Source organism: Janthinobacterium sp. GMG2 (assembly GCF_033949445.1).
Taxonomy (GTDB): Bacteria; Pseudomonadota; Gammaproteobacteria; order Burkholderiales; family Burkholderiaceae_D; genus Janthinobacterium; species Janthinobacterium aestuarii.
In genome coordinates this window covers 35,257-48,148 of sequence record NZ_JAXAWA010000003.1, presented here as the reverse complement: position 1 = coordinate 48,148, position 12,892 = coordinate 35,257, and the positions used below count along the sequence as shown (strand labels likewise).

General features: G+C 64.6%; 13 protein-coding genes. 7 read left to right on the top strand and 6 right to left on the bottom strand.

Going from position 1 to position 12,892, the window contains the following annotated elements:
* The first annotated feature begins 57 nt into the window (after positions 1-57).
* Positions 58-354: a DUF493 family protein gene (locus SKZ59_RS12270; protein WP_034752493.1), complete on the top strand. Its 297-nt coding sequence runs from the start codon at positions 58-60 to the stop codon at positions 352-354.
* Here SKZ59_RS12270 and gcvA read toward each other — a convergent pair.
* The gene (gene gcvA / locus SKZ59_RS12265) at positions 347-1,252 is read right to left on the bottom strand and encodes a transcriptional regulator GcvA (RefSeq protein WP_319991933.1); all 906 of its coding nucleotides are present in this window, start codon (positions 1,250-1,252) and stop codon (positions 347-349) included. The two genes, SKZ59_RS12270 and gcvA, sit on opposite strands and share 8 nt — an antisense overlap.
* Before the next feature lie 108 nt (positions 1,253-1,360).
* On the opposite strand from gcvA, the gene yfcF reads away from it, so the two are divergent.
* Positions 1,361-1,993: a glutathione transferase gene (gene yfcF / locus SKZ59_RS12260; RefSeq protein WP_319991932.1), complete on the top strand. Its 633-nt coding sequence runs from the start codon at positions 1,361-1,363 to the stop codon at positions 1,991-1,993.
* Here the strand turns inward: yfcF and SKZ59_RS12255 are convergent.
* Positions 1,887-3,152: a multidrug effflux MFS transporter gene (locus tag SKZ59_RS12255; protein WP_319991931.1), complete on the bottom strand. Its 1,266-nt coding sequence runs from the start codon at positions 3,150-3,152 to the stop codon at positions 1,887-1,889. The genes yfcF and SKZ59_RS12255 overlap by 107 nt on opposite strands.
* A gap of 124 nt (positions 3,153-3,276) precedes the next feature.
* Here SKZ59_RS12255 and SKZ59_RS12250 point away from each other — a divergent pair, with 124 nt between their 5' ends.
* The 4 genes from SKZ59_RS12250 (at position 3,277) to SKZ59_RS12235 (ending at position 7,381) form a co-directional block, all read left to right on the top strand.
* Entirely contained in the window at positions 3,277-4,749 is a 1,473-nt protein-coding gene (locus SKZ59_RS12250; RefSeq protein WP_319991930.1) for a PLP-dependent aminotransferase family protein, read from the top strand.
* Positions 4,750-4,824: 75 nt separating this feature from the next.
* A complete protein-coding gene (gene lipB, locus SKZ59_RS12245; protein ID WP_319991929.1) occupies positions 4,825-5,529 on the top strand; it encodes a lipoyl(octanoyl) transferase LipB in 705 nt (234 codons plus the stop codon).
* Positions 5,530-5,566: 37 nt separating this feature from the next.
* Positions 5,567-6,574, top strand: a complete 1,008-nt coding sequence (gene lipA / locus SKZ59_RS12240; RefSeq protein ID WP_034752483.1) for a lipoyl synthase — start codon at positions 5,567-5,569, stop codon at positions 6,572-6,574.
* A gap of 144 nt (positions 6,575-6,718) precedes the next feature.
* Positions 6,719-7,381, top strand: coding sequence for a uracil-DNA glycosylase (locus SKZ59_RS12235; protein ID WP_319991928.1), 663 nt, complete (start codon positions 6,719-6,721; stop codon positions 7,379-7,381).
* Between the two features lie 68 nt (positions 7,382-7,449).
* Here SKZ59_RS12235 and SKZ59_RS12230 read toward each other — a convergent pair whose 3' ends face one another.
* From SKZ59_RS12230 to SKZ59_RS12215, 4 genes are all read right to left on the bottom strand, one after another.
* Positions 7,450-9,606, bottom strand: a complete 2,157-nt coding sequence (locus SKZ59_RS12230; RefSeq protein WP_319991927.1) for a TonB-dependent receptor — start codon at positions 9,604-9,606, stop codon at positions 7,450-7,452.
* A 90-nt stretch (positions 9,607-9,696) separates the two neighbouring features.
* Entirely contained in the window at positions 9,697-10,041 is a 345-nt protein-coding gene (locus tag SKZ59_RS12225) for a hypothetical protein (RefSeq protein WP_319991926.1), read from the bottom strand.
* A 66-nt stretch (positions 10,042-10,107) separates the two neighbouring features.
* Positions 10,108-10,929, bottom strand: coding sequence for a helix-turn-helix transcriptional regulator (locus tag SKZ59_RS12220; protein ID WP_319991925.1), 822 nt, complete (start codon positions 10,927-10,929; stop codon positions 10,108-10,110).
* Positions 10,919-11,464 carry a YbhB/YbcL family Raf kinase inhibitor-like protein gene (locus SKZ59_RS12215; RefSeq protein ID WP_319991924.1) on the bottom strand — a complete coding sequence of 182 codons (546 nt, stop codon included), beginning with the start codon at positions 11,462-11,464 and terminating at the stop codon, positions 10,919-10,921. Before SKZ59_RS12215 ends, SKZ59_RS12220 begins: the two co-directional genes overlap by 11 nt.
* A gap of 221 nt (positions 11,465-11,685) precedes the next feature.
* On the opposite strand from SKZ59_RS12215, the gene SKZ59_RS12210 reads away from it, so the two are divergent.
* Positions 11,686-12,843, top strand: a complete 1,158-nt coding sequence (locus SKZ59_RS12210; RefSeq protein WP_319991923.1) for a PepSY-associated TM helix domain-containing protein — start codon at positions 11,686-11,688, stop codon at positions 12,841-12,843.
* The last annotated feature ends 49 nt before the right edge of the window (positions 12,844-12,892 follow it).

Genomic DNA, 12,892 nt, shown 5'->3' with positions numbered 1-12,892 from the left:
ATGCAGCCGCCGCGCGATAAGCGCTGCCTGTTCTGACCGGCACTGATTGGAATTCCCATGCAAACGACCCCACCGACCGAAGTGACGATTCCCCCTAGCGAATCGCTGATCGAATACCCGAGCGATTTTCCCATCAAGATCATGGGCCCGACGCATGTCGACTTCGCGCCGACCATGCTCGAGCTGGTCATCAGCCACGACCCGACCTTCCACGCGGGCCGCATGGAAGAGCGCCCATCGGGCAAGGGCAATTACACGGGCCTGACCGTCACCGTGCGCGCCATCAGCCGCGAGCAGCTCGACGCCCTGTACACGGCGCTGTCGGGCCACCCGATGGTCAAGATCGTCATGTAAGCAAGGTGGGCGCTTCGCGTGCCTGGAAGGCGGCGATTTCTTCGCCCAGCCAGGCACGGAAGGCGCGCACGGGCTCGCGCTGCGCCGCAGCGGGCGGGCTGACCAGGTAATACGCATCGGCGCAGGGCACGGCCATATCGAACAGGCGCACCAGCCGACCCGCCGCCACCTCCTGCAGCGCCACCACATGGCGCACCAGCGCCACGCCGTCGCCATCGATGGCCGAGCGTATCAGCATCGACAAATCCTCGTACAGTACGCCGCCCACCGGTTCGGCCAGCGACAAGCCGGCCGCCGCCAGCCATGGCCGCCACGGTTCGAGCGAGCGCAGCAAGGTCGCCTGCGCCAGTTCGGCCGGCGTGGCCGGCAAGTTGCCGCCTCGGTAATGGGGACTGCAGACGGGGTAATACACGTCGCCCATCAGCGGCTGCACCAGCAAGCCCGGATAATGGCCGCGGCCGAAGCGGATCCCCACGTCGATCCCCTCGCCTTCCAGGTCCTGCAAGGCGCCGCTCGTTTGCAGCACCACTTCGATGCCGGGATGGCGTTCGATGAAATGCCCGAGGCGCGGCGCCAGCCAGCGCGCCGCGAATGAGGGAATCGCCGTGATCGTCAGCCGCGTATTGGCGGGCGCGGGCCGCAGCGCTTGCGCCGCCGTGGCGATCTCCGTAAAAGCCTTGCCCAGCACCAGCGCAAATTGCCGCCCCTGCGGCGTGACCGTCACGTGGCGGCCGTTGCGCAGGAACAGCGGCAAGCCCAGCTCTTCTTCCAGCTTGCGCACCTGGTGGCTGATGGCGCCATGCGTCAGGTGCAGCTCCTCGGCCGCGCGCGAAAAATTGCCATGGCGGGCGGCCGCCTCGAAGGCGCGCAATGCTGAAAAATTGGGCAGTCTGGACATGGCGTTTGATGTGAATAAAAGTAACAACAACAACGAATATAACTCGTTTTGTTAGCTTCACACGGCGCTTTATGATGAATCCTGTTCACTTACCCACAGGAATCCGCCATGTCCCTCATTTTGTATGTCGACCGCAACCGCATCAGCCCGTACTCCCTGTCCGCCTTTGTCGCCCTGAGCGAAAAGCGGGTTTCCTTCACCGTGCAGGACGTCGACCTGGACGCGGGCGCGGCGCGCCAGCCGCCGTTCAGCACTCTGAGCCTGACGCAGCGCGTGCCCGCCATCGAGCATGCCGGCTTTGTCCTGACGGAATCGAACGCGATCGCCGACTACCTCGACGACGTCTTTGCCGCGCCCGACTATCCATCGGTGCTGCCGCGCGACGTACGCCAGCGGGCGCGGGCGCGGCAAGTGCAGGCGTGGCTGCGCAGCGATCTGCTGGCGCTGCGCAACGAGCGCGATTCCACCGTCGTGTTCCACCCGCCCCGCGCGGACCATGCGCCGCTGTCGCCGGCGGCGCAGGCCGCTGCCGCCAAGCTGCTGCAGATCGCAGGCGAACTCGTGCACGGTGACTACCTGGCTGGCGCCTGGAGCATCGCCGACACGGACCTGGCCCTGATGCTGCTGCGTTTGATCAAGAGCGGCGAGCCGGTGCCCCCTGCCCTGCGCGACTATGCGCTGGCCCAGTGGCAGCGCCCTGCCGTACAGCAGTGGCTGGCGCAGGTGCCGCCGCCGATTTAGTCAGCCGCCACACGAGGGCAAAGGCCGCGCTGGCCGCCGCCGTCACCCACAGCAGCGGCTTTTCGCTGCCGTCCGTGATGGCGGCGATGACGGCGCCGCAAACGGCCGTGATGAGCATCTGCACGAAGAAGAACAGGCCCGAGGCGCTGCCCGCCTGGTCGCCATACGGCTGCAGCACGGCCAGCTGGCAGGCGGGAATCGCCATGCCCACCGACACCATCACCAGCAGCATGGGCGCCACCAGCGACGCCACGTGCCGCGGTGCCAACGTACCCGCCAGCAACAGGCTGGCCGCGCCCGCCACATTGATCAGCACCGCCACGCCCAGCATGTAATCGGCGCCCAGGCGCGGTCCCAGCGCACGGAACAGGCTCGAGCCCGCGATATAGCCGCTGACCGTCAGCGCGAACACCAGCGCATATGCGTGCGGCGACAGATGCATGCCCCTTTGCAACAGCACGGACGATTCCGCGATGAACGGGAAATATGTGCAATACACGCAGCCGATGGCCAGCGCATAGCGCAGGAAATACGCATCGCCCAGCAGGCGGCGGTACAGCGCAAGGGTATTTCCTTGTGGTACGACGCTGGCTGGCCTGGTTTCCGGCACATACGCGGCGATCAGCCCCAGCGACAGCGCCCCCAGCAGGCACAACACGCCAAACACGGCGCGCCAGCCGAATGCCGCGTCGAGCACGCTGCCGGCCAGCGGCGCGAGGATAGGCGACAAGCCCATCACCATCGAAATTTTCCCCAGCATGCGCGCTTGCGTGGCGGGATCGAAGCGGTCGCGCACCATGACCCGGCCGATGATGGTGCCGCTGCAGCCGCCGAACGCTTGCAGCACGCGTGCGGCGATCAGCACGTGCACGTCGCTGGTCACGGTGCAGACGATGCTGGCGAGCACATAAATACCCGTGCCGGCCAGCAGCACGGGACGGCGTCCGTAGCGGTCGGCCAGCGGCCCGCAAGCGAGCATCGAGGCGGCCGAACCGGCCATGAACAGGCTCAAGGTCAGTTGTAACTGGGCATCGCTGGCATGCAGGGCATCGGCCATGGCCGGCAGCGAAGGTAAATAGATGTCGATGCTGATGCGCGACAGGCAGACCAGCAGCAGCACGATGCCGCCCCAGGCCCATACAGCGATTTGTTTCTGCATTGTTTATACGATCCATACAAGCGTGCGCCCCGCTGGCGCACCGGAACGGTGAGAGTAGGATGGTTGTGGTGTAATGCGAAGTGCCACTCATCAGAAAACTCATTGGACCACTTGGACGATTATCATGCCGCGAGGAAAATCACCGCACGCCCTGGACTTGCCTCGCCCGACCAGCTGGCTCGACAAGGAAGGCGTCAACAAGCAGGATGGCGCGTATGAAGCGCTGCGCTCGGCCATCCTGACGAAGATGCTGCCGGCGGGCAGCCGTTTGCCGTCCAGCCGCACCCTGGCCGAACGGTGGGAGTTGTCGCGCGGCACCATCGAAACCGTGTTCGACCGCCTGCACGCGGAAGCGTACGTGACGCGCGTGCCCGGCTCCGGCACGCGCGTGTGCGCCGTCGTACCGGAACGTTTCTTGATGGCAGGCTTTGGCGATGCCGCTCCGGCCACGCTGGCTGTGGCGCCCGCGCCCGCTTCGGAGACGGGCGTGCGCGACGGCTTGCCGTTTGTTGCGCGGCGCGCCGACGCCAGCCTGTTTCCCATGGCCGCCTGGTCCAAGTGCGCCACGCGGGCGCTGGCCGCCGTCACGCCGGAGCAGCTGTGCAGCGCCGAGCCGGCCGGCCTGCTCCAGCTGCGCCAGCAGATCGCCGATTTCCTCGCCAAGTACCGCGGCATCCGCTGCGACCCGCAGGACATCGTCGTCACGACCGGCATCCGCCACGCGATCGACTTGCTGGCGCGCGGCATCGTGCGCGACGGCGATAAAGTCTGCCTGGAAGATCCGGGCTACCCGGCCGCGCGCGCCCTGTTCGCGCTCGCGGGCGCCGTGCCGGTGGACATTGCCGTCGACGCCGAGGGCATCGATTGCGCCGCTCTGGCCGCGCACGCGGACGCCTGCCTCGCGTATGTGACGCCGGCGCACCAGTCGCCGCTGGGCGTGACCATGTCCGTCACGCGCCGCCTGGCGCTGCTGGAATGGGCGAACGACAATGGCGCCTGGGTGGTGGAAGACGATTACGACAGCGAATTCAATTACCACAGCGCGCCGCTGGCGGCCCTGAAGGCGCTGGACCAGTACCAGCGCGTGATTTATTGTGGCAGTTTCAACAAGACCCTGTTTGCCGGCCTGCGCGTGGGCTTCATGGTGCTGCCGCCCGCTTTGCGCCCGCAGTTGCTGCGCATCGTGCAGTTGACGGGCCGCTCCGTGGGCGTGACGGAACAGCTGGCGCTGGCCGCCTGGATGGAGGAAGGCGCCTTCGTGCGCCACTTGCGCCAGGCGCGCCTGGCCTACAAGGAGCGGCGCGACCTGTTGCTGGCCTGCCTCGAGCAGACCGCGCCCGGGCGCTACACGGTCACTGGACAGCAGGCGGGTTTCCATTGCGTGCTGTGGCTGCCGCAAGACAGCGATGAACGGGTGTTTTGCGCGCGCGCCGCGCAGGAAGGGCTGGCGCTGCAGCCGCTCGGCGACTTTTGCCATGGCGCAAAATTGGCGCCGGCCGTGCTGCTCGGTTATACGGCCTTGAGCCTGGCCCAGGTACGCCACGCTGCACAAAAATTGGGCAGATTGCTGCTGTTGCCAGAGTCCGCCCCGGAATGAAATGGCCGCCTGGCTTATAATCACGGCTTCGCCGCAGCGTCCGCAGGGCGCCGGCAGCTGATTACAGAATCTGTCATGACCACCACCCGCACCGAAACGGCGCTGATCCGCGAGCTGGGCCGCGTCGATTACGAGCCCACCTTTGCCGCCATGCGCACCTTTACCGACGCGCGCACGACGGACACGCGCGACGAACTGTGGATCGTCGAGCATCCGCCCGTGTTTACCTTGGGCCTGGCTGCCGACCGCGGCCATCTGCTGGCCGGCGCAGATGCGATTCCCGTGGTGCAGACGGACCGGGGCGGCGAAGTGACGTTCCACGGTCCCGGCCAGGTGGTGATTTACCTGCTGATGGACTTGCGCCGCAACAAGCCGGGCGGCAAGCTGTATGCGCGCCAGTTCGTGCATAAAATCGAGCAAGCCATCATCAACGTGCTGGCGGCGTATAATCTCGCTGGCGAGCGCATCGATGGCGCGCCTGGCATTTATATTGCCGACGGACCAGACAAGGGTGCGAAGATCGCCGCGCTGGGCTTGAAAGTGCGCGGCAACGGCTGCACCTACCATGGCGTATCGCTCAACGTGGCGATGGACCTGGCGCCGTTTTCCTGGATTAACCCTTGCGGCTATTCCGGTCTGAAGACGGTGGACATGCGCAGCATGGGCGTGGTGGCGCCGCTGGCCGAAGTGCAGCGGGCCCTGGCCCATGAATTGACCGTATTACTCGATGTAAGCGAAGCAAACAGCGCCGCAGGCGCGCCTCAGGCAGCGGATGCCTGAGCAAACAAACCAACATGCCCGTTAAGGGCTTGCAGCCATGACTTCTGAGACCATTTCCAGCACCGCCCCCGCCGCTCCCGCCTACAACCCGAGCGAAAAGCAAAAAGGCGCCAGCAAGACGTCGCGCATCCCGATCAAGATCATTCCGATCGAGCAAGTCGAGCGCCTGAAAAAGCCGGACTGGATCCGCGTCAAGGCCGCGTCGGCATCGACCCGTTTCTATGAAATCAAGGACATCCTGCGCGAAAACAAACTCGTCACGGTGTGCGAGGAAGCCAGCTGCCCGAACATCGGCGAGTGCTTCGGCAAGGGCACGGCCACCTTCATGATCATGGGCGACAAGTGCACGCGCCGCTGCCCGTTCTGCGACGTCGGCCACGGCCGTCCTGATCCGCTGGACAAGGAAGAGCCGGCCAACCTGTCGAAAACCATCGCCAAGCTGCGTTTGAACTACGTCGTCATCACCTCCGTCGACCGCGATGACTTGCGCGACGGCGGCGCCGGCCATTTCGTCGAGTGCATCCAGCAAACGCGCGCCCTGTCGCCGAACACCCGCATCGAAGTGCTGGTGCCGGACTTCCGCGGCCGCCTGGAAAAAGCGTTGCTGTTGTTCAAGGATGGCTTGCCTGACGTCATGAACCACAACCTGGAAACGGCGCCGCGCCTGTACAAGGAAGCGCGTCCCGGTTCCGATTACATGCACTCGCTGAAGCTGCTGAAAGATTTCAAGGCCATGTATCCGGACGTGAAAACCAAGTCCGGCATCATGGTGGGCCTGGGCGAGACGGACGAGGAAATCCTGCAAGTCATGCGCGACATGCGCGAGCACGACATCGACATGTTGACCATCGGCCAGTACCTGGCGCCGTCGAACAGCCACTTGCCCGTGCGCCGCTATGTGCACCCGGACGTCTTCAAGATGTTCGAGGAAGAAGCGTACAAGATGGGCTTCACCCACGCCGCCGTCGGCGCCATGGTGCGCAGCTCGTACCACGCGGATGAACAGGCGCACAGCGCCGGCGTGGAATCGGCGCTGAATTTCTAAGCACCTTGTGTTGTATCAAAAACCGTCCGCTTTAGCCAGGCGGTTTTTTTTTGCCTGTTCGTATCGTGCCCACCTCATGCGGCTGAGCGTCCTATACTGGCATGCTGAAAAAGCATGGTTGACAGATAAGCTATGAGGTGACGCATGGACGTACGCATCGACGCATCGTGGAAGGCGCGGCTGGAGGGCGAGTTTGCCCAGCCTTACTGGGAACGCCTGGCCGCCTTCGTGAAGCAAGAGTATGCGGCGGGGCCGTGTTTTCCGCCGGGTAAAACGATCTTCCGCGCGTTCGACCTGACGCCGTTCGAGCAAGTCAAGGTCGTGATCCTGGGGCAAGATCCGTATCACACGCCCGGTGCGGCCATGGGGCTGTGCTTCTCGATTCCCGATGGCACGCCGCCGCAGCCTAGCCTGCAAAATATCTTCAAGGAATTGCACAGCGACGTGGGCGTGGCGCGCACGCGCACGGATTTGTCCGACTGGGCCGAGCAAGGCGTGTTCCTGCTCAACAGCGTGCTGACGGTGCGCGCCGGGGTGGCCGGTTCGCACGCGGGCAAGGGGTGGGAGAAATTGACGGACAGCGCCATCCGCCACCTGTCCGCCGAGCGCAATAATCTCGTGTTCATCCTGTGGGGCGGCTATGCGCAAGCCAAGCGCACCTTGATCGACCCCGGCAAGCACCTGGTGCTGGCGGCGCCGCATCCCTCGCCATTGTCGGCCAGCAAAGGTTTCTTTGGCAGCAAGCCGTTCAGCCAGGCCAACGCCTATTTGCAAGCGCATGGCCAGGCGCCCATCATCTGGGGATAAGTCATGAAATAGTACGGCAACCGACAGCGGCAGGCGTTGCTCCCTGCCGCTGTCTTCGCGCGTAACGGTTAAAAGCTGGTTGAGAGGCCGGCATAGATGCTGCGGCGGGCGCCGTACTGCGGCGCTCCCACGCCCACGCCGGAACCGTCGCGCAGCAGATACGATTTGTCGAACAGGTTGATCAGGGCCAAACGTCCTTCCACCTTGCCGACCGGCGTGTTTTTCCACGTATGCGTGAGCGCCGTGTTGACGGTGAAGTAACTTGGCAAATGGCCGGAATTCGGCGCGCCACCGTCCGGGGTCATGCGCAGGCCGCTGCCGTAGAGGAAGTCAGCGCTTACTTGCGAATCGCCAAAGTGATAGTGTCCACCACCCGACACGGTGTATTTCTGGTCATGATCGAGGTAGACATAGTGTTGGCTGATGTAGTTCAACTCATCGGCGCCAAACAGGGCCTGGCCCGAATTGATGTTGCGCCCCTGCGCCTTTTGCGTGCTGGCGTTGAGGAACAGGCCCCAGTTTTTCTCGCTGTAGATGGCCGATAACTCCAGGCCCTTGGCGTAGCCATCCGCATAGTTGAATGGCGTCAAAATCAATGCCTGGCCGAACTGGCCTTCGTCGAGCAGGTTGTTGATCTTTTTATAGTACACATCGGCCGTCACGGTCAGTTTCGAATTGACCTGGTGGCTGATGCCCACATCGTAGTAATGCGTGCGTTCGGCCTTGACGTTGTCCGACTGGCCGATTTCCGGCGCATTTGTCGTGTTCGCATACAGGTCGATGCTGCCCTGGGCCGCCAGTTCCTGCGGCGGCGGCGTGAAGTAGCGCGAATAGCCGGCGTGCAGGGCCGTGCCCGGCGCCAGCTGATACGCCAGGTTGACGCGCGGGCTCCATTGCTGTTCGCTCGTGTAGGCCGAGACCTTGTCGAAGCGGGCGCCATAGTTCAGGGTCAGCGGCTTGCTGATATGCCATTCATCTTGCAAGTAAAAGCTGGCCAGGGTGCCCGTTTTGCCGCTGTTGTCCAGCACCGTGATCGGTGTGGTGGACGTTTGCGCGCCGTCGATTGCCGGAAAGACGGCCACCGTGTTGTCGCTCGTCGTCTTCTGGCGCGTGTAGGCCAGGCCCGCGCGCACGGTATGGTCCTGGTGCAATTTGTAGCTGATGTCGAACTGGGCACCGGAAGCGCTGTTCGCGCGGCGCGAGTCCGAAGCCACGCCGTTGTAGATCAGGTCGCCGATGGCATCGGGCGTGAAGTGCAGTTCCGAATACTGGTGGAAGGCCGAGACCTGGTAATTGACGTCGCCCAGGCTTTTTTGCAGCGACAGCACGAGGAAGCGGTTCACTTCGCGCTGGTTTTCATTGAGCTGCGACGACGGTAACGTGGACGTGCCCGCCTGTGCATCGTTGTGGCCATCGAGCGAGAAGGCCGGCGCCTGGTTCGGGTTGTTCGGGATCTGGAAGCGGCCGTTATACGTGCCGAACATGGCGCCCAGGCGCGTATTGTCATCGAGGAAATACGACAGGCTGCCGAACGATTTGTTCTGGCGCGTCTTGTCGTGCAGGGCGCTGCGCGTGTCTTGCGGGTTTTCCACGCCCAGGGAGTTACCGAGGTAGCTGCCGGACAGGTAGTAATTGAACTTGCCCACGCTGCCGAAAAATTCGGCACTCGGCTCCACGTGGTCGTGGCTGCCGACCATGATGCCGATGCGCCCACCCGGTGTCATGCCACCCTCCTTCGTTTCAATATCGACAATGCCCGCCGTGCGCAGGCCGAACTGGGCCGGCAAGGCGCCCGTCATGAAATCCGTCTTGTCGATCAAGCGCGTGTCGATCGACTGGCCAAAGCCGGTGATGCTTTCCGGCAGTTGCACGCCATTGATGCGGTATTGCACGTTGGCATGGTCGTCGCGCACGTGCAGGGCGCCGGAACCTTTCGAATCCTGCGACACGCCCGGCAGGCGCAGCAGCACTTCATTGAATGGCGTGTTGTCGCCCTGGCCCAGCATGTCGACCATATGGCTGTCGATGCTGTAGATGGTGGTGCCGACTTTCGGCGACAGCTCGATGCGCGCGCTTTTCAGGTGGGCAGAGGTGACTTCGACCTTTTGCATGTCTTGCGGGGCAGCATCGGTATTGGCCTCGGCAGGCTCGGCGGCGTGGGCGGAAACGGTAAACAGGCTGGCAAGGGCGAGCGACAGCGCGCTCAGACGGGGAGTGTGTTGCATGATGAACCTCAAAATAGTCAACGCCAGGCGGCCCGGCGCGCATGAACGCGCGACTAGGGGCAGCCTGAAAAAGGAAAAACAGCGTGGGAACTACAGTGAGGCGGCAGGCGGACCGCGCACGGGCGGCAGGATCAGGGCGGCGACGGGCGCCAGGGTGGCGGGCGCGATGGCCAGCAAGCGGTACGGCAATAACTGGGCGGGCGGCTCGGCGATGGCCGGCGGCACGGCAATGTCGGCCACCTTGTCGATGGCCGTGGCGCACAGCGCGCACTCTTCCGTGTCGAGGGTGGTCTTGTGCAGGTGCGAGGCGGCCGTCGACAGCAGGAACACGAGGGCCAGCGCACTGAACAGCGCCACGCACAGCCGCCACGGTGTGCGCGCGAGGGCGGCGGCACCGTGATGAGCAAGCTTGCGGGTGGGCTGGCGGGAAGACATGGGCGCATAGTAGCAAGAAAATCGCCCCGTTGTCAGCGCTTGTTGCGTGATTTGCGCTAGAGGGAGCTACAGGGTGGCGCGCAGTTCGCGCGGCGACAGGCCGTAGTGCTGGCGGAAACGGGCCGCGAAGCGCGATGGCGAGGCGTAGCCGCAGGCGGCCGCGATGTCGCCGATGGGTAAGATGCCAGATTGCAATTCCTGCAAGGCCAGTCCCAGCCGCACGTCTTCCAGGATGGCGCGGAAGTGGCGCTGCTCCAGGGCCAGTTGGCGGCGCAGGGTGGACGCGCCCAGGTGCAGATGGCTGGCGACTTTGGCCACGCTCCAGTCGGCGCCCGGGTCCAGCAGCAGCACTTGCTGCACGCGCGCGGCCAGCGGATCGCGGCGGTCCAGCAACAGCGGCCCGCAATGGCCGCCCAAGGCCAGGGCCAGCAGCAAGCCTTCCGCCTGGTGCGCCAGCAGCGCGGGCGGTGCGCTACTCGCCAGGCTGGCCATCAGCTGGTCCCAGGCCAGTGCCGCATGCACGTCGAGCGGCACGCACAGGCTGGCCGTGGCCGCCTGGCGCAGCTGGGTATCGACGAGGCCGCCATGGCGCGCGCGGAAACGGGCGATCAGGGCCGGTGAAAAACTCAGCACTTCGGCCCGGTAGCCTTGCGCGCCGGGCAGGTTGGCCACGCCCAGTTCCTGTCCCGCCGGCATCAGCACCACATCGTGCGTGCCGGCGCGGGCCTGGCGAGCGCCCCATTCCAGCAGCTTCGTTCCCTGCCGCACGCGGCACAGGGCGCTCTGGAAGACGGGCACGCGGCGCAGGGTTTGCGCGCGGCGCGCCTCGATGGTGCCGTGGGCGATGCGCAGCTCGCTCAGGGCCACCGCGTCCATCTCATCGGCCATACAGTCCCGTCAGCTGCGCCTTGCCCAGCGCGTTGGCGTTGAGCATATAGCCGAGCATGGCGCCGCTGGCGTGCTGGTCCAGCGGCAACTTGTCCGTTTTCAGCGCCCACACGGTAATCTGGTAACGGTGCGCCTTGTCGCCCGGTGGCGGGCAGGCGCCGCCGTAGGCGCTGTCGCCGTAATCGTTGCGTCCTTGTATGGCGCCCGCCGGCAGGGTGCTGGTCGTGGCACCGCCCGGCAAGGACGTGGTGCTGGCGGGCACATTGAACACGCTCCAGTGCCACCAGCCGCTGCCCGTGGGCGCGTCCGGGTCGTACAGGGTGACGGCGTAGCTTTTGGTGCCGGCCGGCGCGCCCTGCCACGACAATTGCGGCGACAGGTTGCCGCCCGTGCAGCCGAAGCCCTGGAATACTTGCGCCGGCGCCAGGGTCTGGCCCGGTGCGATGTCGCTGCTGGTGACTGTGAAATCGGCGGCGTGGGCGCCCAGGTGCAGAGCGAGACCCAGCGTGACGGCAAGCAAACGGGAGGTGGTCATGGTTTTCCTTTCGATGAAGTATAGGGGAAAGTGTATGCCGTGCAACATTGACTTGCGATGCCGATGCGCTCGATGATGGTGCCAAAACGCTCGTTTCCACCTGATTTCAATGTTCCCATGAGCGTGTTGTTGCGTTTGCCGTTTCCTGCCTGCGCATGATTTTCACTGCGGGGCTTTCATGCTATCGTTCTGCAGCCCAAAATTCCCCGAGTCGCCTCCCCATGTCCAAACGCCCGATCAAGTGGTTGTTCGCCAAGCTGCACCTGTATGTGGGCCTGTGGTTCGGCGCCCTGTTCGTTTTGCTGGGCTTGACGGGATCCGCCATCGCCTGGATGCCGGAGCTCGATGCGTATCTGAATCCGACCCTGTTGCAGGCGAGCACGCCCGCGCCCGGCCAGGTGTTCCAGGTGACGCCGCGCACGGTGCAAGCGGTGGTCGATGGGCTCTCGGCCGACCCCGCCTACGGCAAGCCGGCCCAGCTCAATCCGCCCGCCGATGCGCGCGACGTGTACGTGGCCTCGTACCGGCAAGCCGGCAAACCGTCGCCTTTCAGCCAGGCCATCGTGCGCCAGGTGATGGTCGACCCCTACACCTTGCAAGTCAAAGGCGAGCGCGACTGGGGCCGTTTCGGCCTCACGCGCCCGCTGCTGATGTCGGGCATGTTTCATTTGCACCGTTATTTATTGTCGGGCGAAGTGGGTAAAACCATTACGGGTATCTCGGGCGTGATGCTGCTGCTGATGGCCTTGAGCGGCATCTATCTGTGGTGGCCGCGCCTGCAGTGGACGGCGATCAAGCGCGCGCTGACGGTGTCGCATGGCGGTTCCTGGCCCCGCTTCAACTACACGTTTCACAAGGCGGCCGGCTTTTTTGCCGCACCCGTGCTGGCCATGCTCGCTTTTTCCGGTATCTATTTCAATTTGCCGCAGCTGATCGTGCCGCTGGTGGAGCTCGTCTCGACGGCGCCGGACAAGGCCAAACTGAAAAATCTGCGGCAGGATGGCGACCTGCTCGATGCGGGCCAGGCCATGGCCGCCGCGCAGCAGCTGTATCCGCAGGCACGCGTGTCGCGCATCGTGCTGCCGGCGAAAAAGGACCAGCCGTATGACGTGCGCGTGCGCCAGCCTGGCGAAATCGCCCAGGGCGACGGTGCCACGCGCATCACCCTCGACGCGCGCAGCGGCTTGCCCCTGCGCATACGCGATCCCTTGCGGGCACCGGCCGGCGACGTCTTCCTGGGCTGGCAATTTCCCCTGCACTCGGGCCAGGCCTTTGGCGTGGCCGGGCGCAGTTTTATTACCGCCTTCGGCCTGATGCCGCTGCTGTTCATGCTGACGGGGACGCTGGTGTGGTGGAAACGGCGGCGCGGCCGGAAATAAGCGGTCGCCAGACCGTTGCCGGGAAAGTTGCTATCATCATAGTATTTTC

Coding starts and splice junctions, on each gene's coding strand:
- SKZ59_RS12235 (WP_319991928.1), top strand. CDS start 6,719: ATGGACGTACGCATCGACGCATCGTGGAAGGCGCGGCTGGAGGGCGAG.
- SKZ59_RS12270 (WP_034752493.1), top strand. CDS start 58: ATGCAAACGACCCCACCGACCGAAGTGACGATTCCCCCTAGCGAATCG.
- SKZ59_RS12225 (WP_319991926.1), bottom strand. CDS start 10,041: ATGTCTTCCCGCCAGCCCACCCGCAAGCTTGCTCATCACGGTGCCGCC.
- gcvA (WP_319991933.1), bottom strand. CDS start 1,252: ATGTCCAGACTGCCCAATTTTTCAGCATTGCGCGCCTTCGAGGCGGCC.
- SKZ59_RS12215 (WP_319991924.1), bottom strand. CDS start 11,464: ATGACCACCTCCCGTTTGCTTGCCGTCACGCTGGGTCTCGCTCTGCAC.
- SKZ59_RS12220 (WP_319991925.1), bottom strand. CDS start 10,929: ATGGCCGATGAGATGGACGCGGTGGCCCTGAGCGAGCTGCGCATCGCC.
- SKZ59_RS12255 (WP_319991931.1), bottom strand. CDS start 3,152: ATGCAGAAACAAATCGCTGTATGGGCCTGGGGCGGCATCGTGCTGCTG.
- SKZ59_RS12230 (WP_319991927.1), bottom strand. CDS start 9,606: ATGCAACACACTCCCCGTCTGAGCGCGCTGTCGCTCGCCCTTGCCAGC.
- lipB (WP_319991929.1), top strand. CDS start 4,825: ATGACCACCACCCGCACCGAAACGGCGCTGATCCGCGAGCTGGGCCGC.
- SKZ59_RS12210 (WP_319991923.1), top strand. CDS start 11,686: ATGTCCAAACGCCCGATCAAGTGGTTGTTCGCCAAGCTGCACCTGTAT.
- lipA (WP_034752483.1), top strand. CDS start 5,567: ATGACTTCTGAGACCATTTCCAGCACCGCCCCCGCCGCTCCCGCCTAC.
- yfcF (WP_319991932.1), top strand. CDS start 1,361: ATGTCCCTCATTTTGTATGTCGACCGCAACCGCATCAGCCCGTACTCC.
- SKZ59_RS12250 (WP_319991930.1), top strand. CDS start 3,277: ATGCCGCGAGGAAAATCACCGCACGCCCTGGACTTGCCTCGCCCGACC.